We start from the raw sequence: 21011 nt of genomic DNA, 5'->3' as shown, positions 1-21011 counted from the left end.
GGGAGCATGGAGATGACAGTACTCAGACATGGTTTAACCATAGGGGTTGAGCGTCACGGAAAGGATGATTTCTTTGTGGTGCTCAAGGTCACTGGCACACTCACCCATGAGGATTATGAGCGCATGGTGCCTGTGCTGGAAGGCGCCATCGCGGGTGTCAGCGACCCCGATATTTATATGCTGGTGGACGCCACCGAGCTGGATGGTTGGGAGGCGAGGGCGATGTGGGATGATCTGAAACTGGGCATCAGGCATGGCCGTCACTTCGAAAAAATCGCCGTGTTCGGCAGACCGGGCTGGCAGGAGTGGATGACCAAGTTGGCAGATTGGTTTACCCCGGCCGATGCCCGATTTTTTGTCGACCGGCAAGATGCCCTTGAGTGGTTGGGCGACTGAACACCAAAGGATAGCCCTGATAACGGAAAGTATTTTGGGAGGTAGATATGGTTAACAAAACAATACTGTGGCCCACTGACTTTACTGAAACGGCCTCCCATGCGCTCAGGTATGCGGTGGAAATGGCCAACCTGTACAAGGTAGGGCTGAAAATTCTGCATGTGGTCCCAAGACCCATGGGGGATGAAAATTTCATGATATTGGCGATTACTCCGGAAGAACTCGCCAAGAGCATGGAGGACGCGGCCGCCGAGAAGATGACATCCTTGCTCGCCAAGCTCCACACGGATTTGCCGGTTGAAACCCAAATCCGTATGGGGGAGGCAGCGGATGAAATCATCGCCGAAGCCAACAGCGGTGAGGTTGGCATGGTGGTTATTGCCAGCCATGGGTACTCGGGTATTAAGCATTTTTTGCACACCAATGTGGCTGAGGCTGTCGCCAATGGCGCCCAGTGTCCGGTACTGGTGGTGAAATAGCGTGGTCAGAAGTCTGTAAATCGCCCGGTTAAAAGCGTGATGTAAAGCCCCGACTGTCCATGTTGGGGCTTTTCTTTTTGCTTGTTATTCGGTAGTTTGCCTGCACCAACAAGGAAAACTCATAAGGAAGACTGAAATGCACAAACTGCCTTTTTCTGCAGCCGTCACCGCCCCTCTTTTGGCGCTGATGCTGACAGCCTGCGGCGCCACCGACAAACCCGCCGCCGACAAGACGCCAACCAATGCCGGGCAAACAGCCGAAACTCCGGCGCCGGAAACCGCAGCCGCACCGGCGGCCCCGACAGCGCCAGCCGCGCCTGAAGTTAAGGTTGCTCCCGCTCCCAAAGCGGCGCCGGTGGCAAAAGCCGAGAAGATCGCAGGCGATGGCGTGCTCTATATCCTGACTGACATTCCCTATAACCCCGAGAGCAACATAGTCGATAAGGTCGAGCTGGAATGCACCGAGCTTGGCCGCCAGTTTGCCGATTCCATCGTGAAATACGGTAACAAGCAAAAACTGAAAATCAAGCGGGTAGACGAGCTGCCAGCTCAGGGCAATGCGGTCAAAATCACCATCGACAATGTGTACAGCGAAGGCAACGCCAACCCCTTTAACCCCCATCGCAAGCACGTTGCGGCTACCGCAGTGTTGGTGATTGATGGCGAAGAAACCAAGATCAGTGACTTCTCCCGTTTTTCCACCGGCGGTATGTGGGGCGGCTTCAAGGGCTCCTGCAGCGTGCTCCAGCACACGGTAAACACCCTGGGCAACGATGTTGCCAAGTGGCTGAAGAAATACGCGGGCTAAGGTTTATCCCAATAAAAAAAGCTGCCGATGGCAGCTTTTTTTATTACTGAACTTTTATTGACGGCAGATTTACGCCGGATTTTGTTGCTGCATCTTAAACAGCCACTTGCCGTAGATAAAAATACCCACCGCGGAGAGGGTGCCAATGGCGGCAATGATGTACCAGGCCATACCGATATTGTGGGCGTTATAGAGAACTTCGGTCAGCTCACGGCTGCCGCGGCCGGTAAATTCCACCAGTCGGGTAAAGGCTTCACCCTGGGGAATAGCGGCCACATCGGCGCTGCTCATGCCTTCTTCTCCCAGCATCTGACGGGCGAATTTCTCTTTTGAGGCATACATCTCATACAACTTGGGACCAAAATATCCCTCAAGACCCCAGCCTATGCCCTGTGGCAGCATTACAAAGCCCAGGTACATGGCCTTTTTGCCTTCGGGGGCGATATTGCCCATAAACTCGTTCTTTTTGGGGCTTATCATCATTTCACCCAAAGAGAACATGGCAATCGCCAGCACTATATACCAGGCGGCGTGGGTGGCACCAATCATCACAAAGGCACCGATAGACAGGAGGCAGCCCCACAGCATGGCAGTGGTGATGCGGTACTTGGCAGTCAGGGCCGCCACCAAAAAGCAGCTGGTCATAATCAGGCCCGCGTTCAGGTTCAGCATGCCTTCCGGCATCACCTTGGTGCCTTCGTTATTCAGTCCCAGCCAGAACTGCAAAATGCCGTTGCGGGTACCTTCTTCGCCAAACAGGGTCGAAACAATCACGCTGGTATCCACCCATTCGGCAATGTGAATGGGCAGCACATCGAAGAGGGAGTTGAACAAAAACCAGAAACCGGCAAATACCAGCATGTAGTAAATCACCACCGGCTTTTTCAGCTCATTCCAGGCGTCTTTCCACAGGAAGTCCTGCTTCAGATCGCCCGCCTTGATTTTGCGCTGGCGCTCCAGACGTGCTTCTTTGCCGGGCTCTTTATAGGTAAGCAAAAACAGAAAGTTAAGCGAGATAATCGCGGCGCAGGCGTAAAACACATTGTCCCAGGAGAGTTGGCGCATATGCACGGCAACCAGGGGGCCGAGGAAGCCGCCGATATTCACCACCTGATAGAAAATCCCCCAGGCCATGGAACTGTTGTCGCGGCGGGTTGCCAGTACCAGGGTGCCCTGAATACCGGGCTTGAAGATACCCGTACCGGCAGCCAGCAGCATGGCGCCTGCCAAAAAGCCCCAGAAGCTGGGGAAAAAGGCCATACACAGGTAGCCGGCAATTTTAATGATGGTGGAGGCGAAGATGGTTTCTTTGTAGCCCACCCGGTCGGAGATACCGCCGGTAAACACCGGGATAAAGGTTTGCAGTATCGCCCAGGTCGAGATAATGATGCCGTAGTCAGAAAGGGAAATACCCAGGCCACCCTGGGATTCGGGCGCCTTGGCATAGAGGCCGGCACTGGCCTTCACGCCGTAATAGGCAATGCGCTCCACCAGCTCCATGCCGCCCACCAGCCAGAAAATGTAGCCCAGGCTCATGATGGAGGCCCACATACCGAGCTGTTTGACTTCGCTGAGGTCGTTGCCCGAAAGATTCGTTGGTTGACTCATAGTCCGTCTTTCATCCTGTCATTGTTGTTATCGTCGGCTATTGTACGTTCAAATAGCGCTGCCACCGGGGGAGTCTGCCACCGGCAGGGCCACTTTACAGGCTTTGGCGCCAAAGGCCAAAAAATCCGGGACAGAATGGCGGATGAATACCAAAAAAAAGGGGAGTGCAAGGCACTCCCTTCCACAGGGAAAACACCGAAATTGCCAGCGGTCAGAAGGGATACCAGATGGCGTCTTTGCGGCGCAGGGTGATGATATAGAGACACAGCGCCAAAAAGATCAGTGCCGGAATGGGCGAGGGCACATCGAAGACCAGATGAAAGCCGGCCGCACCAAGCATGATGGGGATTAAGCCGGTGGCGGCCAGAGCGCTCCAGCGCGGCAGCAAGAGCCCAATTCCGGCCGCCAGTTCGGCGGCGCCAATAAAGTAGCCGAACCAGGCTGGCAGCGCCATGGCCTGAAAGGCGCGGTGCAGCTCGGCAACACCAAGCAGTTTGGCAATGCCAAAACCTGCCATGGGCAGCGCCAGCAAGAGTATGGGAAGCAAGCGTACAAAGGATGGAAGAGCAGGCATGGGATGGTAAACCCTGAGTCAATAAGAGAGGGTCTAAGTATTCTTCAGTCAAAAAATTAAATATATTGATTATCTTTTATTAAGATGATTCGCAGGATTTATCTTTATGCCCTCTGTTTTTCAGCTTCAGGCCCTGTGCGCCGCCGTGGAGAAGCCGTCACTGCGTCAGGCCGCCGAGGCACTGTGCAAGACCCAGCCCGCCTTGACCCATGCCCTCAAGCAGCTCGAGTCGCAGTTGGGGTTGCCCCTGTTTAATCGTGATGGCTACCGCCTTGTGCTCACCGGCAGCGGCGAGCGCATTTATCAGCTGGCGCTGAAAACCCTGGAGAGCCACGCTGAGCTTGAGCAGCTGGCGCAGCATTTGGCCAGAGGGGACGAAGACCGGGTGGTACTGACGGTGGAGGCCTCATTCGACCTTACGCCTATCCTAAGTGCGCTGGAGTCGGTACAGGCCGAGTTTTCACAAACCGAAATCGTTATTCAACAGGAATACCTCACAGGTGCGGTTGAGCGGGTGCAGCAGGGACATGCCAATCTTGCCATTACACCGCTGGCACCGGCGCTGAGTCCGGGTACCCGGCTCGATACCCAGCCTCTGAGTCAGGGGCAGATGCTCAATGTGGCCGCCCCTAGGCTGCTTGCCCGCTATCCGTCGCTCTGCAGCATACTTGAGCTGCGAAAAGAGTATCAAATCCTGGTGCAGGATTCGGGCAGCGGCACCCTCGGGCTCAAACTTGGCGTGCAATCCGCCCAGCGCCACTGGTATGTCAACAGCTTTGCCACCAAGCTCTCCTTGATTGAACAGGGGATGGGCTGGGGGCGCCTGCCCGAATGGATGCTGACAGAGGCCCTGGCCGCAGGGCGACTTCAGCTGCTGGAGCTGGCCGATTTTCCCGCGCGGCAGCGATTTGATTATCATCTGGTTCGCCGAAGCGCCTCAGTGCCCGGCCCGGTAGCGACCAGGCTTTGGCAGCGCCTTGGCGGCGGCGCGCTTTAATCCTGTTTTAATCCTTGTCCTGCTACCATGGCCGACTTTCGGATTGGCCCTGAGCCGGTTCTGCATTTGCAAGGGATTCAAGCATGTTTAAAAAAATACTGGCTGCCGTAGGCATTGGCAGTGCCAAGGTGGATACCCGTTTACACCAAAGCCAGCTGCTGCCGGGACAAACCTTCAGCGCCACCATAGTGGTGCAGGGGGGTGACGTGGCGCAAAAAATCGATGGCATCGATTTGGCGCTGATGACCAGGGCCAAGGTCAGCACTGACAATGGCGACTACTTTAAAAATCATTGCCTCGCCCGTTGGCGGGTGGCCGAGCGCTTTGAAATCCAGCCCGGCGAAGTGCGTGAAATCCCCTTCAGCGGTCAATTGCATCCCGAAACCCCCTTTACCGCGCTGCCGGTACGAAACAATCAGTGCCATGTGTGGCTGCAAACCGGCGCCGATATTGATTCGGCAATTGACCCGACCGATGCCGATGTCATCGACATACTGCCAACGCCGCTGCTTGGCCATGTGCTGAATGCCATGCAGGAGCTGGGTTTTGTCCTCACCAAGGCCGATGTGGAGCAGGGCTATTTGAGCGCCCCGGGATTTCGCTCCCGCTCAGGCTGTTATCAGGAGCTTGAATTCCACCCCCGCAGCTTTGGCTTCTCCAGCCTGAGGGAAGTGGAAATCTCTTTGGTGTGCGAAGCTGGCGAGACCCACCTTTTGATTGAGCTTGACCGCGCCTTTCGCGGTGACGGCTACCGCGCGTTTTCCATTGCCAACAACGCCAGCGCTGGCGAGGTCTTCACCCAGCTTAAGCACTACATCCGCTGATTGCGGGCTTAAGTGAGTCAGCCAATACCCGGGTGTAAAGGCGCCCCTTGTTAAAATGGGCGCCTTTTTTATCCCTGCCGACAAGGTATGAACCGTTTTTAGCGCCGATACATTCGTGCGTCGACCAACATGGCACCAGCTTTCGCTTTACGGCAACTGTTGTAAAAAAGTTAAACCCTGAGTAAGTTAGGCGGCCTGACTTAACTGCGTTAATTCAGACCGCTTAACTTAAATGGTCAAGTTATTCAGCACTCCCGCCTTAATGACCCAGCCCAGAGAGGCACGATGCAAAGCGATATTTCCCTTGCCAGAGTGAAACAGTTTCCCCGCCTGATGTGGATTTTACTGTTTGGGTCCTTTATTACCCGGGGCAGCTACTACATGGTGTGGCCCTTTCTGGCGGTGATCCTCTATGAACGCTTTGGTTTGTCGGCCACCAACGTTGGCCTGATTTTATCCTCTGCTGCCCTGCTCTCAGTGCTGGTCAGTTTTATCGGCAGTGCCCTGTCCGACAGGATTGGCAGACAAAAGATGATGTATGGCGCAGGCGTGCTCTATATTATTTCGTTTTCGCTGCTGGCCGAGGCCGATTCGGTAGCCGGATTTGCGCTGGTCATCACCCTCTGCTCCATCGCCACCTCACTGTGGCGGCCGCTGGTATCGGCTCTGATTGGTGACATCATCCACGAGTCCCAAACCCGCGAGCTTGCGATGCAGAGTCTGTATTTTATTGTGAATGTGGGCTGCGCCGTGGGACCCATTGCCGGTGTCTGGCTGGGGTTAACCGGCGAGCAGTCGAGTTTTTACATCACCACAGTGGCTTTTGCTATTTTGCTGTTGCTGCTTTGGTGGGGCTTTGTCAACCACGAGTTTACCCAGGCGACTCATCCTGGGCAGTTCGGCGAGGAAGGGAATACGGCCAACTCTGGCAGCGATGACCAGGCAGCATCCGGGATGCGCCATACCCTGCGGGTGCTGGCGAGTGACAGGCTGCTGCAAAGCCTTATTCTGGCCAATGTTATCTGCATGTTTATCTTCGGCCAGATGGATGGCTCTCTGGTGCAGTACCTAAGCCGTGCCGGAGTGCCCAATGTGCTTGAGCTTATCTCCTCGATGATCTTCGCCAATGCCATGATCATCATCACCTGCCAGTTTTTGCTGCTTAAACTGATGGCCCACTGGTCTTTGGTGAAGCGTATTCAGGTGGCGCTGGTGCTGCTAATCGCATCGCAGCTGTGGATGGGGTTAAACCCGGTTGACTTATTCTGGGGCTGGATTGGCGCCGTGATTGTGATGAGTCTGGCGGAGGCGGTGCTGTTCCCCACCATGAACGTACATATCGACCGCATTGCCCCGCGCCATCTGCGCGGTGCCTATTTTGGCGCATCGTCTTTCTATGAATTTGGCTTTGCTTTGGCGCCTCTGGGCGGCGGCATAGTGCTGGATCTGCTAAACGGTTCTTGGCTGTTCCTCGGCTGCGCCGCCCTCACCCTGCTGGTGATGTATTTGTACAGCAAGCTGGAAAACCTGTCCCGCCCCGACTTTGCGACGGAGCGGGTAGAGCATTAACGCCCGCCTAAAAGGCGTAAAATGCTTGGCTATAATTAGCGCGACGAAGGAGCGTAAGCCAAGCTTTTTACGTCCTTTGTTGAGGCGCTTGTTAGGCCTTATTGATAATCCCAAAACTTATAGTTTAATGATTTTTCAAGTAACTCTATTTTATTTTTTATCTGAGCTGCACCAGAGTCGGTAATCACACCTTCTTTATGCATTTTAGATACATTTTCTTTAACTTTTCTTCGTTCGCTAAATCGTTGCCGGTTTAGCTCTATGCCTTGTGTAAAGCTCTTAGCTATGAACTTTAAGACCCCTTCATATTCTATACAGAACTCTACGTAAGGCTTAACGGAATCTGTTACGTCTAGCCACTGACTATTTTGATCGGCGATTTTATCGAAATCACATGGCTTTATAATGGTATTATTTGGGATCCCAGTATTTTTAATTTTGCTATCAAGATAAACTTTACGTGCTAATTCGGAACAGTATGAGAATTTCTTTGCCGGTTTCTTTTTTGGCAAAATTATATATGGTTGCTCAATATAATAAGCGCATGTCTTGCTGAGCACCTCACTGTCTTTCTCTTGTAGTCCTTTAAATCGAATAATCCGCCAACCTTCTTGAACATCATTCAAAACTTCAGGTATTAATTTAAGAGAAACACCGATATTGGGCATTGCATCTATACATATAAAGTCGGCTAGAACGATTACAACATGACTAGATCGAGCTTTTGAGTAAACCGTTTTTTGTAATTTCGCCAATACCTTTGAGGAGTTTGAAGTACCAGTTACAAGGATAATATCTCCTGTTTTCAGTTCATCTTTAAAATTCTGAAGCTTTTCAGTAAAATCATTTTCTTCGCCTCGAGTTAACTTGCGATATATTGGTAAGTGCTCTTTTTTGATACCTGCATTTGTTCCCAGAATATCTAGTAGTTCATCAGGCATGCTTTTAAATTGTTCGATAACTTTGACCCCAGAACCTTCCGTGCCCATAGTTTGAAACACATTGGCAGTAGCTTGCATTCTTATTTGATGCTTTAAGTCTTCCACTTAAATTTTCCTTGTCCGCCTATGCTAGAGTAAACGAGGCCTAACGCTTTGCTAAGGGGCTGGCGCCACGCGCCAGTCCCACGGAGTAAATTTGAGCAACTGGTTATATTTTATCACCAGTAACCTCAACACGGAACTGATCATAAATATACTCAACCCCTTTGGGATCAGGTAGAGGATAGCCTACTGCATTATTGTTAACGCATTGGGCCTGACTTTGATTATGTCCATCATACCAAGCGGATTCAATAACTCCCTTGTCATCTATCTTATAAATTACGCGGCCATTTAGAATTATATTGGTAAGTTTCTCCAAGCTAATGGATTTCTTACTATTGATTTTTCTAACTGCACATTCATAGATGATTTTGTTTGCTAGGTCATTTAATTCGCTTCTATACTTTGTGTTGTAGGCTTCAATTTCAATGATATGTTCTGCTATATAGTCATTTATTAAGGATGGTGTAGTGATGTGCTCTGTTGAAGAACCTGTTGCGCATCCTCCAACCAAGAAAGAAAATAATAATAAATAAAAAATTTTACGCATAACTTTCCTTAAAATATAACGCCCCATTCAGGGGCTGATAATAGCTTGCTAAAATGTGAAGCGAAGCGGAACCGAGCAAGCTGTTAGCAGTCCCGTTATTGTAATGGCTTGTTAGCTACCCCAATCTTCATCCAGAATATCTTGTCTTTTTGCTTCGTATTCTGTCGTCGTTATCAATCCGTCTCTATATAAGTTTTCTAGTTTTCTTAACCTTAAAGCATAATCCTTTTCAAGTTCAGCTTTGTGATTTGAAGGTGATTTATATCCATCTACCTTTAATTCATGATCGGTAACTTCATGATGTAAGCTTTTACGAGAAAATACTGAATTTCTATAAGATTGGTAAATTTGTGCGCAAACGGCACCAATCCAAAATATCATGAAAATTTTGCCAAATTCTGGCATTTCCGAGAAATCAAAAACCATTAATGCAACCAACAGCATCCCAATGCTTATAAATAAGCCTACTGTTGCATTGTATTTCGATTCTTTAGTTTTTGATGTTCCATGTAATCTCATTTAGAACTCCATTCTCCATGGGTAGCTAACGCCGCCAGCAGCGGCCGAGTGAAACGAGGTCCAGCGACCGCAGGGAGCGATGCTGGCTGGCCTTGTTAAGTGTTGCGATACCACGCATCACTTTCGAACTCCTCTGGTATGTTTTGTTCACTAGGATCATCGAACCCTAGCTCTTCCAACCTGCCGAACCACGCCTCTCTTTTCGACTCCGGCAGCTTCGAACCACACCATGGGCAAAACCGTATCTCTAACGACGAACTGCCACCATCGTGGATAATTAACCCATACTCATCGAACTTTGGAATGTAGCTTACCAATACATCAGGACATTCGAGTACATCTATATGTTGATCACAATCTAATGTGATTGCGTCTTCCATGTCTCTGCAGCAATGCTTGTTCATAAACGTCACTTAACGCTTCAAGTTGGGGCGCGCGTTAGCGCGTCCCAAACCTTGACTTGTTACAAGGCAGTTTGCACGAACTCATATTTACCAATACCTGTAAATTTAATTACAGATTTGTGTTTGGTTAACTCATAGGTATGAGTAGCCACTATTTCTATACTATTACACTCCCAGCTGCCGATACATTCAGGGAGATTAAATGCATAAAGAGGATTATCATTCAGCTCTTTAATTTCGATAGTGCGTAAGACTTTCGGCGACTCCATATCCGAGCCGTGAGCAACCCATTGAACATATAGCTTAGATTTATAATGCTCGTAGCCACCGCCAGCAACAAGAAAACGATAAAAGCCTTCCTGTTTATTTTCTTGCCACGCGCCACCGCTCCACATATGACGCATATCTGTATTTAACCCCGCGAACTCATGATCAATATTATTCCAGGCATATGCTGGAATAGATAATAGAGCTAGGAGAATTAGTGCAATTTTCATAGTGCCTTGTAACAGTTGTATAGTGCGCATGCGCATAATTTCCCCACGTGGCGCGCAGAAGGCTAAAAATGCAAAACTGTTTGCATTTTTGCCACTTACGCGGCCGCAGACGCCCTCCGGCCACTTGGTAAAATCTCTCGCAACACACTGTTTTTAAATTTGATTATTGAACTTAGCAAAAATCACCTTGGGTGGAAAGTGCGCATGCGCATGATTTGCGCCCGTTTTGTTTCATGCACCATCTTGCGTGAGAAAGAGTCTGGCCAACCAAAGCACCTTTGCTGAGGAATATAGAATATAGGACAGGCATAACTCCTAGATTGCAGGATACTGTCTTCATCCCCATCGGTGCCGCTGAGGGTGTTGGGATTGGGCGCGTAGACGAGACAGGATGTCGAGTCTGGTTCGGTCGAACAGGGATGTGAGTCCGAACCAGTAGTGAGACCAATCCCATAAAGCCGAAGGGCTTTCGGCACCGTCTGGGGCGGCAGGGGAGATCCAAGAGGGGATTGCTGTAGATCCCCTCTTGGTCGGGTGTGGGTTGGCGAGTGTCGCACAGCGACAGGCTTACGAGCAAGAACTAGGGATGGTGAGCTGGCCATTATGCATGGATGCATTTGACCCACGATCTTCCGTTGCTTGAAAAGCAACACTCAACACACAGACTGAATACCCCAATTGCAATTGAAACTGCCGCCGAGCGCGGATAAAAAAGGGCGCCCGATGGCGCCCTTTTCAGAGGTTATCAATGATGCTTATCGTAAGCATCCAAGGCTTACAGCGCCTTCAAAATCGCCTCGACACTGGCCTTGGCATCGCCAAACAGCATCTGGGTGTTATCGCGGAAGAACAGCGGGTTCTGTACCCCGGCGTAGCCTGTGTTCATGGAACGCTTGAAGCCGATCACGGTTTGGGCTTTCCATACTTCCAGCACCGGCATACCGGCGATGGGGCTGGCTGGGTCTTCCGAGGCCGCTGGGTTCACTGTGTCGTTGGCACCAATCACCAGCACAACATCCGTCTCGGGGAAGTCTTCGTTGATTTCATCCATTTCCAGCACTATGTCGTAAGGCACCTTGGCCTCGGCCAGCAGCACGTTCATGTGGCCTGGCAGACGACCGGCAACCGGGTGGATACCGAAGCGTACTTCGATGCCACGGTCACGCAGCTTCTGGGTGATTTCGGCCACCGGATACTGAGCCTGAGCCACCGCCATACCGTAGCCGGGGGTGATGATGACTGAGCTTGCGTTTTTCAGCATGTCGGCCACATCTTCGGCGTTGGTTTCGCGGTATTCACCCATTTCTTCATCACCGCTGGACACAGCGCCATCGGTACCAAAACCACCGGCAATCACCGAGATAAACGAGCGGTTCATCGCCTTACACATGATGTAAGACAGGATGGCACCGGAGGAGCCCACCAGGGCACCGGTGACGATAAGCAGGTCGTTGGAGAGCATAAAGCCCGCCGCCGCGGCCGCCCAGCCTGAGTAGGAGTTCAGCATGGACACCACCACCGGCATGTCGGCGCCGCCGATGCTGGCCACCAGATGCCAGCCAAAGGCAAAGGCGATAAGTGTCATGATGATAAGCGGCAGCATAGCGCCATCGGCTTTTACAAAGAGCACCATCAGGCCAAAAGATACCAGTACCGCCAGCAGGTTCAGCTTATGGCGATGGGGCAGCATCAGTGGCTTGGAGGAAATCAGTCCGCGCAGCTTACAGAAGGCCACTACAGAGCCGGTGAAAGTCACGGCACCGATAAAGACCCCGAGGAACACTTCCACCAGATGGATGCTGAGCATGGCGCCGGTGAGGTGATGACCTTCTGCGGCCTTGCTCGCTTCCTGCAATGCGGCCTTGGCGGCTTCGAGGCTCTGGTCGATATTGCCACCCACGCTAATCACCACTTCGGTGACCGCCTGGGGATGCACGTCGATAAAGCTGTTAAAGCCAACCAGCACGGCTGCCATACCCACAAAACTGTGGAGAATGGCCACCAGTTCCGGCATCTCGGTCATTTCCACCTTGAGGGCCAGACGCACGCCAATGGCGCCGCCGATAACCATGGCGAGAATAATCCAGTGTACACCACTGGTTTCCGGGTTGAGGATAGTGGCAATAAGCGCAATGGCCATGCCCGTGATACCAAAGAGGTTACCCTGCTTGGCGGTCTCCTGACGGGACAGGCCCGCGAGACTCAAAATAAAACACAGCGCTGCTACTATGTAGGCTGCTGTTACCAGTCCTTGAGACACAGTGATTCCCCCTTAATCCTTACGGAACATCTTCAGCATGCGCTGAGTGACGGTAAAGCCGCCGAAGATGTTGATACTGGCAATGAGCACGGCAATAAACGCCAGCACAGTGACCAGCGTCGAGCCGCTGCCAATTTGCAGCAGTGCGCCCACCACGATAATGCCCGAGATGGCGTTGGTTACCGACATCAGCGGCGTGTGCAGCGCGTGAGTTACGTTCCACACCACGTAGTAGCCCACCACACAGGAGAGCAGGAACACGGTGAAGTGGGACAAGAACTCTGGCGGCGCTACCGCAGCTACAGCACCAAAACCAATCAGACCCAGAGCGCCCAGAACGTACTTGAGTTTGGAAGGCTCTTTGGGCTCGGCTTTTTTCAGCTCTACCTTGGGGGCAGCCTTGGCTGGGGCAGCAGACACAGAGATGGCTGGCGGCGGGAAGGTGACTTCACCGGCTTTGACCACTGTCATGTTGCGCATCACCACATCGTCAAAGTCGATAACGGCATTGCCGTCTTTGTCTTTGCACATCAGCTTCATCAGATTCACCAGGTTGGTGCCGTAAAGCTGGGAGGACTGGGCTGGCAGACGGCCAGGCAGATCGGTGTAACCAATCACCTTAACGCCGTTTTCGGTGACAAAAAGCTCGCCCGGGACTGTGTATTCACAGTTACCGCCGGTGGCGGCTGCCATGTCCACAATCACAGAGCCGCTCTTCATCGAATCCACCATTTCCTTGGTGATAAGACGTGGCGCTGGCTTGCCGGGAATAAGGGCGGTGGTGACGATAATGTCCACTTCTTTGGCCTGTTCGGCAAAGAGGGCCATCTCGGCCTTGATAAACTCTTCGCTCATCACCTTGGCATAGCCGTCGGAGGATGAGCCGTCTTCGCCGCCGAAGTCGAGTTTGAGGAATTGGCCACCCATGGACTCGATTTGCTCCGCCACTTCGAGGCGGGTATCGAAGGCGCGCACCACGGCGCCGAGGGAGCCTGCAGTACCAATGGCAGCAAGACCCGCCACACCGGCACCAATCACCAGCACCTTGGCAGGGGGGACCTTACCGGCAGCGGTGATTTGGCCGGTAAAGAAGCGGCCAAATTCGTGGGCGGCTTCCACCACGGCACGATAGCCGCCGATGTTGGCCATGGATGACAGGGCATCCAGCGACTGGGCGCGGGAAATACGCGGCACCATGTCCATCGCCATCACGTTGATATTGCGCTGTGATAATTTCTCAACCAGCTCAGGGTTTTGAGCAGGCCAGATAAAACTCACCAAGGTTGCGCCGTCTTTGATTTCTTTTATTTCATCTTCGGTTGGGGCATTGACCTTAAAGATAAGGTCGGCCTGCCATACGGAGGGCACTACACTGGCACCCACCGCCTCAAAGGCGGCATCACTGAAGCTGGCAAGTGTGCCTGCACCAGATTCGATAGCCACTTCAAAGCCGAGTTTTTTAAGTTGCTCAACCGTAGCCGGGGTCGCGGCGACCCGGGTTTCACCGGCGAGACTCTCTCTCGGAATTCCAATTTGCATGACGATTCCCTGATGGTTATTGAAACGTGAACACACCGCTTCCTGTGTCGGGCGAAACAGGAGGGACAGGCTGGACGGTTTTGCAACCGGCTGTCTGTAGGGGACAGAGCTCTGTACGGTGTGACCTCATTGTGGCAACTCTGCCTGCCGACACAAGCGCATATTCTTCATGTGGCGACTTAAGCCACTGGTCGGAGCAAAAAATTTGCGCCGGGCCACACTTTTGTAGCTTAAAAATTCGACTCTGCATATTCCCAAAGAGAATAAAAAATTAAATTTTATTCTTTTTTGCTTGCAGCAAAGGGCACTAAGCTAGCATGCAATAAAATGTCACTGGGTCGTCCTCATGCTGTTAAAAGAATTATCCTCCCTCGCGTCTCCGCTCAGTGCCGAGCAGGTCGACAAGCTCAAGAACCTGACCTTTGAGCTCAACGCCGTGCAACTGGCCTGGGTCAGTGGTTATCTGGCCGCAAACGCGCAATTTGCTGCTGGGGGGGCTATTGCTGCAGCACCCGCTGCCCAGGAAGCCGCTACCTTAACGGTGCTTTATGCATCGCAGACCGGCAATGCCAAAGGCGTGGCCAGTAAAATCAAAGCGGCGGCAGAAAGCCGTGGCTTGGCTGTGCAGTTGCAGGACATTGCCTCGTATAAAACCAATGCGTTGGCAAAAGAAAAATTCCTAATCATTGTTGCCTCGACCTACGGCGAGGGTGAACCACCCGAGAGCGCGGTGAGTTTCTATAAGTTCCTGTTTGGTAAAAAAGCACCCAAGTTACCCGAGCTGCAATTTGCCGTGTTGGGCCTTGGCGATACCAGCTATGAGTTTTTCTGCAAAACCGCCACTGACTTTGACAGCCAACTGGCGGCATTAGGTGCAAAACGCCTGCATGAACCGGCCCTGCTGGATGTTGATTATGGCGACGGCGCGAAAAACTGGCAGGAAGCTGCCTTGGATGTGTTTGCACCGCTGCTTAAAGCATCAGGCGCCGGTAGCGAGAAAGTGATTGCATGGCCAGGCGCGACTGGCACCGCGGGTAGCCACAGCCAGTATGATAAGCAAAACCCAGCCACCGCTGAGTTAAGTGTTAATCAAAAGATCACGGCGCGTAATTCCACCAAAGACGTGCGTCATATTGAGATTTCGCTGGAAGGCACCGGCCTGACTTATCAGCCGGGTGATGCGTTAGGGGTGTATTTCCGCAACGCACCTGAGCTTGTCGCCAGCGTGCTGGCCGCCACGGGGTTAACCGGCAGCGAGCAGGTTGAGCTGTCTGGTAAAACCTTAACGCTGCAAGCGGCGTTAACCGACGAGCTGGAGCTCACCCAAGCCTACCCGTCGCTGGTGACCAAGTACGCAGAGGTGAGCAACAATGCCGAGCTGCAAGCGCTTGGCGCCAACAAAGACGCGCTGCGCGCTTATCTGGCCGATAAGCAAAGCGCCGATGTGATTGTGCAAAACCCTGCCAACATCAGCGCACAGCAGCTGGTGGACAGCCTGCGCAAAGTGCAGCCACGCCTGTATTCCATCGCCTCAAGCCAAGCCGAAGTGGGCGAAGAAGTGCATTTAACCGTGGGCGTGGTGCGTTACGATGCCTTTGGCAGCACCCATTTGGGTGGGGCGTCAGGCTTTTTGGCTGAGCGCCTTGCCGAAGGTGAGGCAGTGAAAGTCTTTGTTGAACACAATGACAACTTCCGCCTGCCAAACCACGACACACCTGTGTTGATGATTGGCCCCGGCACAGGTATTGCGCCATTCAGGGCGTTCTTGCAAGAGCGTGATAACGCAGGTGCGACTGGCCAAAACTGGCTGTTCTTCGGTAACCCGCATTTCACCCGTGATTTCTTATATCAGGTAGAGCTGCAAGACTACTTGAAGCGTGGTGTGTTAACCCACCTGGATGTGGCATTCAGCCGCGACCAGGCGCAAAAAGTGTATGTGCAGGACAAACTGACCGCCAAAGGCGCCGAAGTCTGGTCTTGGCTGCAACAAGGTGCTCACTTGTATATTTGTGGTGACGGCAACCGGATGGCCAAAGATGTGCATCAGGCGTTATTACACATTGCCCAAACCCACGGTGGCTTGTCTGCCGAAGCAGCCGACGAATATTTTGAAGAGTTACGCGCGAACAAACGTTATCAGAAGGATGTTTATTAATGAGCCAGTATCCAATTAAGCCTGAACTGCAGGTGCAGGGCCAGTTGTCTGATAACGAGCGCCTGAAAGCTGAAAGCAACCACTTGCGTGGCACTATCACCACAGATTTAAAAGACGAAATTACCGGTGGTTTTACCGGTGATAACTTCATGTTGGTGCGTTTTCACGGCATGTATCAGCAGGATGACCGCGATTTACGGGCTGAACGCGCAGAGCAAAAGCTGGAGCCGCTGCACAATGTGATGCTGCGGGCGCGCATGCCCGGCGGCATTATCAAACCTGAGCAATGGCTGGCGATTGATGAGTTTGCCCGCGAGCACACCATGTACGGCTCCATTCGGTTAACCACCCGTCAGACCTTCCAGTTCCATGGCGTGTTTAAACCGGACATCAAGCCGATGCACCAGATGCTGAATAAAATTGGCATCGATTCCATTGCCACCGCCGGTGACGTAAACCGCAACGTGCTGTGTACCTCAAACCCGGTGGAATCGGAGTTGCACCAGCAAGCCTATGAGTGGGCTGCGAAAATCTCTGAACACCTGCTGCCAAAAACCCGCGCCTATGCCGAGATTTGGCTGGGTGAGGAAAAAGTAGAAACCACGGAAACCGAGCCGGTGCTGGGTGATAGCTACCTGCCGCGTAAGTTTAAAACCACTGTGGTGATCCCACCGCACAACGATGTCGACGTTCATGCCAATGACCTGAACTTTGTCGCTATTGCCGAAAATGGCCAGTTGGTTGGTTTTAACGTGTTGGTTGGTGGCGGCCTTGCGATGACCCACGGCGATAAATCGACTTATCCGCGCCGGGCAGAAGATTTGGGCTTTATCGGTCTTGAGCATGTGCTGAAAGTCGCAGAGCACGTGGTGACTGTACAGCGTGACTATGGCGATCGGGTTAACCGCAAAAATGCCAAAACCAAATACACCCTGGATCGTATCGGCGTGGACGCCTTCAAATCTGAGGTGGAACAACGGGTTGGCGTAGCCTTTGGCCCAAGCCGTCCTTACGAGTTTACCCACCGCGGCGATCGCTTTGGTTGGGTGGAAGGCATTGATGGCAAGCACCATTTAACCCTGTTTATCGAAAACGGCCGTTTGCTGGATTACCCGGGTAAGCCGCTGAAAACCGGCGTTGCTGAAATTGCCAAAGTGCATAAAGGCGATTTGCGCATGACGGCAAACCAGAACCTCATCATCGCGGGGGTTGCCGCTGAAGATAAAGCGCAGATTGAGCAGCTGGCGCGCGAGCATGGGTTGTTGGATAACGTCACCACCCAGCGCAAAAACTCGATGGCGTGCGTGTCACTGCCAACCTGTCCGCTGGCGATGGCCGAAGCCGAACGCTACTTGCCAACGTTGGTCACCCACGTTGAAGGCATTTTAAGCAAGCACGGCATTGCAGACGACCATATCATCCTGCGCGTCGTGGGCTGCCCCAATGGCTGTGGCCGCGCCATGTTGGCTGAAGCCGGTTTAGTGGGCCGTGGTCCGGGCAAATACAACCTGTATCTGGGCGGTAACACTGCCGGTACCCGTATTCCAAAATTGTATTTGGATAACGTAGCCGAAGCGGAAATTCTGGCGGCACTGGATAGCTTGATTGGCCGCTGGTCTGTTGAGCGCAACCCAGGTGAATGTTTTGGTGATTTTGTGATTAGGGTGGGTGTTGTTGCCGAAGTGAAAGTCAGTAAAACCGACTTCCACGCCTGAGACCAGTCAGGGGGAAGCAAGGCTTCCCCCGTTTGTTTTGGCCGCTCGTTGGCCTGTGCCAAGACGTGAAGCGTCGCCAGAACCCTTGGAGATAAGCATGAATTATCACGATTTACTCAGTCTGGACGCAGCCGAGCAAGCGGCCGCGCTTGAGGACATCAATCTACAGCTGGCTAAGGCCACGCCTACAGAGCGGGTTGAATTTGCGCTGCGTGAATTACCCGGCGAGCATATTTTAAGTTCCAGTTTTGGTATCCAGGCGGCAGTGATGCTGCATTTGGTGACGCATGTAAAAAGCGATGTGCCTGTGGTGCTGACCGATACCGGGTATTTGTTCCCGGAAACCTATCGATTTATCGATGAACTGACCGAGCGCCTTAAGCTTAACCTTAAGGTGTACCGCGCCCCGATGACGGCGGCCTGGCAGGAAGCCCGCTTCGGCAAGCTGTGGGAGCAGGGGCTGGACGGCCTTGAGCGCTACAACCGCATCAACAAGGTTGAGCCGATGCAGCGGGCACTGGAAGAGCTTGACGTGGGTACCTGGTTTGCTGGTCTGCGCCGCACTCAGGCGTCGACCCGCGAAGCGCTGCCTATCCTTGCCATTCACGGTAAGCGCTTTAAGTTACTGCCGATTATTGAGTGGAGCAACAAGGATGTGCATGAATACCTGACCAAGTTCGGGCTGCCCTATCACCCGCTGTGGGAGCAGGGCTATGTATCTGTGGGCGATACTCACTCCACCAAGCCGCTGGAGCTTGGCATGAGTGAAGAAGACACCCGCTTCAATGGCATGAAGCGCGAGTGCGGCCTGCACTACGAGATTTAATCCTGCAGGGCAAAGCATTGTGCGCGAGCAAAAAACGCCGGTATTTGCCGGCGTTTTTTATTTTGAATTTCAGCTGCCTTTGGCGCTTCTGATGGCGGTGATGACATCAGAAGCGCTCAGTTCGGCCGGTAATATCTGGCCCCTTGGCAGTCCCGGGCCATAAACCTTGTTAAAAGGCGAGCCGGGTGCAGCTACCTTGCCATAATGGGGCGCAATGCGCTCGGACTCCTGGCTCCAGTTGGCCTGCATCAACACTACCTTGCCCGACAGCAGGGTGCTGACCACCTCGGGGCGGTGCAGTATGCCAACCCGGTTGGTTTGGCAGGCCATGCACCAGTCGGAATGCAAATCCACAAAGACGGTGTAACCACCCTGAACCAGCATGGGAATTTTATCCGCAGCCAGCGGCTGCCATAACAGCTCACGATAGTCCTGTTGCTCACTGGCCCTGTGCACAAAGTAGGTGGCCGAGCCCACCATCAGCGCCATCATCCCGATAACGGGGATCACCGCCAGTGGGATGGGTTTACCCTTGCTGCGGGCAATCAGCAGCGCCACCACGGCGGCAACGAGGAGCAGGGTCATCAGGGTGCTGAGAGTGAGGATCATGGGTCATTCCTTTCGTAAACACCCACTCAGCATAATGATGTGCCCTTAAGCCAAGGTGAAAGGGGCCAACTCCCGCATCGGAGTTTGATCTGGCCCACATCTCTTTCTCAGCTTGCCGTCCTGCTTTTCAGGGGGCGAAGAACACCGAATCCTGACTGACGGCCTCTGTCTCCCCATCAGTCCCTGACTCAGACACCAGCTCAGAGACGGTGACGGTGAGCTTGGTGCGACTTCTTTGAATGTCTGCAGACATCGCCGTGAGTGTCAGGGGCAGTTCAACCTGCTCGCCGGGGGCAATGCTCACCTCAGTTTTCGACATTGCCAGCGTCAGTGCACCTGTCACCGACAGTTGATACTCCTTGGGTTGCTGGGTTTTATTGCGGATTTTAAGCAGATAGGTGTTTTCAATCTGGCCGCCTGTGGTTTCACGGTAAAGGCTTTGGCGGTCGCGCAGCACATTGAGCTCGATACTGCTGCGACTCGCCATGTCCAGTCCCATGGTGGCGAGGATAGCCACAAGCGCCAGGCCGTAGCCGATAAAGCGTTTGCGCTGCCAAAGGGGCGGCGTCGCACCCTTGAGGCCCAGTTCACTGGTGAAGGCGATAAGGTCGGGCTTATAGCCAAAGTTGGCCATGGTCTGATTGCAGGCATCGACACAGGCGCCACAGTTGATGCACTCATACTGCAAGCCGTTGCGGATATCGATGCCGGTGGGGCACACCTCCACACACAGATTACAGTCCACGCAGTCACCAAGGTCGGTGGCGGCCTTGCGCTTGCGTGGTCCACGGCTTTCGCCACGGGCAGCATCGTAGGTGACGGTTTTGGTGAACTCATCGAACATGGCAGATTGGAAACGGGCATAGGGGCAGCAGTGCAGGCACATTTGCTCGCGCATCCACCCGGCGTTGAGGTAGGTGCAGATAGCAAAAAACCACACCCAGGCCGTGTCCCAAAAGCCTCCGCTGAAGCTGAAGATGGCGGGATACAGCTCCCGCGCCGGCACGAAATAGGCGATAAAGCCGCAGCCAGTGAGCAGTGACATCAGCAGCCAGCTGCTGTGTTTCCCAAGCCGTTTGCTGAGCTTCTCCCGGCTCCAGGGCGCCTTATCGAGCTTGATGCGTTGATTGCGGCTGCCTTCAAACTTTTCTTCGACCCAGGCAAACATAAAGGTCCATTGGGTTTGCGGGCATAAAAAGCCGCACCAGACCCGGCCCCAAAACAGGGTCACGAAAAAGAGACCAAAGGCCGCGGCAATAAAGACCCAGGCCAGCAGGGTAAAATCCTGGGGCCACAGGCTGGTGCCAAAGAAGTAAAACTGCTGATTGCTCAAATCAAACCAAATGGCCTGACGCCCATGCCAGCTGATAAAGGGCAGCAGAAAAAACAGCGCGATGAGGCCAGTTCCGGTGGCACTGCGCCAACGCTGAAACAGACCTGGCTGGCTTCGAAACTGAATTTTGCCGCCGCTTTTGGATTCCGTTTTTGATGACGGCTTTTTTGGGGCCGATGGTCCGCCATTCGCCGAAGGCTTCTTATGCGCTGAAGGCTCCTTGTGCGCTGAAGGCTCCTTGTACGCAGAGGGCTCCTTATGCGCTGAAGGCTCTTCACTGGAGGGGATGAAAGTAACGGGAATGCT

20 protein-coding genes are annotated in these 21011 nt (G+C 53.0%); 9 read left to right on the top strand and 11 right to left on the bottom strand.

Going from position 1 to position 21011, the window contains the following annotated elements; genetic code table 11:
• Positions 1–12: 12 nt before the first annotated feature.
• The 3 genes from SAMA_RS14905 to SAMA_RS14895 all read left to right on the top strand — a co-directional run bounded on the left by SAMA_RS14905 (position 13) and on the right by SAMA_RS14895 (position 1683).
• On the top strand, positions 13–396 hold the full coding sequence (locus tag SAMA_RS14905; protein ID WP_011760962.1) for a SpoIIAA family protein: 384 nt from the start codon (positions 13–15) through the stop codon (positions 394–396).
• A 47-nt stretch (positions 397–443) separates the two neighbouring features.
• Complete coding sequence (locus tag SAMA_RS14900) at positions 444–875, top strand: universal stress protein (protein WP_011760961.1); 432 nt, start codon at positions 444–446, stop codon at positions 873–875.
• A gap of 136 nt (positions 876–1011) precedes the next feature.
• Positions 1012–1683 (top strand): hypothetical protein, encoded by a 672-nt coding sequence (locus SAMA_RS14895; protein WP_011760960.1) that lies wholly within the window; start codon positions 1012–1014, stop codon positions 1681–1683.
• 69 nt (positions 1684–1752) lie between these two features.
• On the opposite strand, the gene SAMA_RS14890 is transcribed toward SAMA_RS14895, so the two are convergent.
• Both SAMA_RS14890 and SAMA_RS14885 read right to left on the bottom strand, forming a co-directional pair.
• A complete protein-coding gene (locus SAMA_RS14890; protein ID WP_011760959.1) occupies positions 1753–3291 on the bottom strand; it encodes an MFS transporter in 1539 nt (512 codons plus the stop codon).
• A 211-nt stretch (positions 3292–3502) separates the two neighbouring features.
• A complete protein-coding gene (locus SAMA_RS14885; RefSeq protein ID WP_011760958.1) occupies positions 3503–3865 on the bottom strand; it encodes a DoxX family protein in 363 nt (120 codons plus the stop codon).
• 106 nt (positions 3866–3971) lie between these two features.
• Between SAMA_RS14885 and SAMA_RS14880 the strand changes: the two genes are divergently transcribed.
• From SAMA_RS14880 to SAMA_RS14870, 3 genes are all read left to right on the top strand, one after another.
• A complete protein-coding gene (locus SAMA_RS14880) occupies positions 3972–4862 on the top strand; it encodes a LysR family transcriptional regulator (RefSeq protein ID WP_011760957.1) in 891 nt (296 codons plus the stop codon).
• Positions 4863–4945: 83 nt separating this feature from the next.
• The gene (locus SAMA_RS14875) at positions 4946–5686 is read left to right on the top strand and encodes a sporulation protein (RefSeq protein WP_011760956.1); all 741 of its coding nucleotides are present in this window, start codon (positions 4946–4948) and stop codon (positions 5684–5686) included.
• Between the two features lie 285 nt (positions 5687–5971).
• On the top strand, positions 5972–7255 hold the full coding sequence (locus SAMA_RS14870) for an MFS transporter (RefSeq protein WP_011760955.1): 1284 nt from the start codon (positions 5972–5974) through the stop codon (positions 7253–7255).
• Positions 7256–7353: 98 nt separating this feature from the next.
• Here the strand turns inward: SAMA_RS14870 and SAMA_RS14865 are convergent, their stop codons facing one another.
• The 7 genes from SAMA_RS14865 to SAMA_RS14835 all read right to left on the bottom strand — a co-directional run bounded on the left by SAMA_RS14865 (position 7354) and on the right by SAMA_RS14835 (position 14067).
• Positions 7354–8301, bottom strand: a complete 948-nt coding sequence (locus tag SAMA_RS14865; protein WP_011760954.1) for a hypothetical protein — start codon at positions 8299–8301, stop codon at positions 7354–7356.
• A 103-nt stretch (positions 8302–8404) separates the two neighbouring features.
• Complete coding sequence (locus SAMA_RS14860; protein ID WP_011760953.1) at positions 8405–8848, bottom strand: hypothetical protein; 444 nt, start codon at positions 8846–8848, stop codon at positions 8405–8407.
• Positions 8849–8959: 111 nt separating this feature from the next.
• Complete coding sequence (locus SAMA_RS14855; protein ID WP_011760952.1) at positions 8960–9367, bottom strand: SHOCT domain-containing protein; 408 nt, start codon at positions 9365–9367, stop codon at positions 8960–8962.
• A gap of 95 nt (positions 9368–9462) precedes the next feature.
• A complete protein-coding gene (locus SAMA_RS19940) occupies positions 9463–9771 on the bottom strand; it encodes a DUF6980 family protein (RefSeq protein ID WP_011760951.1) in 309 nt (102 codons plus the stop codon).
• 59 nt (positions 9772–9830) lie between these two features.
• Positions 9831–10298 carry a hypothetical protein gene (locus SAMA_RS14845; RefSeq protein ID WP_232280493.1) on the bottom strand — a complete coding sequence of 156 codons (468 nt, stop codon included), beginning with the start codon at positions 10296–10298 and terminating at the stop codon, positions 9831–9833.
• A gap of 745 nt (positions 10299–11043) precedes the next feature.
• A complete protein-coding gene (gene pntB, locus SAMA_RS14840; protein WP_011760949.1) occupies positions 11044–12528 on the bottom strand; it encodes a Re/Si-specific NAD(P)(+) transhydrogenase subunit beta in 1485 nt (494 codons plus the stop codon).
• Between the two features lie 12 nt (positions 12529–12540).
• Positions 12541–14067, bottom strand: a complete 1527-nt coding sequence (locus SAMA_RS14835) for a Re/Si-specific NAD(P)(+) transhydrogenase subunit alpha (RefSeq protein ID WP_011760948.1) — start codon at positions 14065–14067, stop codon at positions 12541–12543.
• A gap of 346 nt (positions 14068–14413) precedes the next feature.
• Between SAMA_RS14835 and SAMA_RS14830 the strand changes: the two genes are divergently transcribed.
• The 3 genes from SAMA_RS14830 (at position 14414) to SAMA_RS14820 (ending at position 18763) form a co-directional block, all read left to right on the top strand.
• A complete protein-coding gene (locus tag SAMA_RS14830) occupies positions 14414–16222 on the top strand; it encodes an assimilatory sulfite reductase (NADPH) flavoprotein subunit (RefSeq protein ID WP_011760947.1) in 1809 nt (602 codons plus the stop codon).
• Positions 16222–17937, top strand: a complete 1716-nt coding sequence (gene cysI, locus SAMA_RS14825; protein WP_011760946.1) for an assimilatory sulfite reductase (NADPH) hemoprotein subunit — start codon at positions 16222–16224, stop codon at positions 17935–17937. The genes SAMA_RS14830 and cysI overlap by 1 nt, the downstream gene beginning before the upstream one ends.
• Before the next feature lie 97 nt (positions 17938–18034).
• Positions 18035–18763, top strand: coding sequence for a phosphoadenylyl-sulfate reductase (locus SAMA_RS14820; RefSeq protein WP_011760945.1), 729 nt, complete (start codon positions 18035–18037; stop codon positions 18761–18763).
• A gap of 69 nt (positions 18764–18832) precedes the next feature.
• Here the strand turns inward: SAMA_RS14820 and SAMA_RS14815 are convergent, their stop codons facing one another.
• Positions 18833–19372: a thioredoxin family protein gene (locus SAMA_RS14815; protein ID WP_011760944.1), complete on the bottom strand. Its 540-nt coding sequence runs from the start codon at positions 19370–19372 to the stop codon at positions 18833–18835.
• Between the two features lie 127 nt (positions 19373–19499).
• On the bottom strand, positions 19500–20993 hold the full coding sequence (gene ccoG / locus SAMA_RS14810) for a cytochrome c oxidase accessory protein CcoG (protein ID WP_049758027.1): 1494 nt from the start codon (positions 20991–20993) through the stop codon (positions 19500–19502).
• Positions 20994–21011 lie beyond the last annotated feature (18 nt).

Origin of the sequence: Shewanella amazonensis SB2B (genome assembly GCF_000015245.1) — a bacterium.
Classification (GTDB): Bacteria; Pseudomonadota; Gammaproteobacteria; order Enterobacterales; family Shewanellaceae; genus Shewanella; species Shewanella amazonensis.
This window is presented reverse-complemented; position numbering and strand designations above follow the sequence as displayed.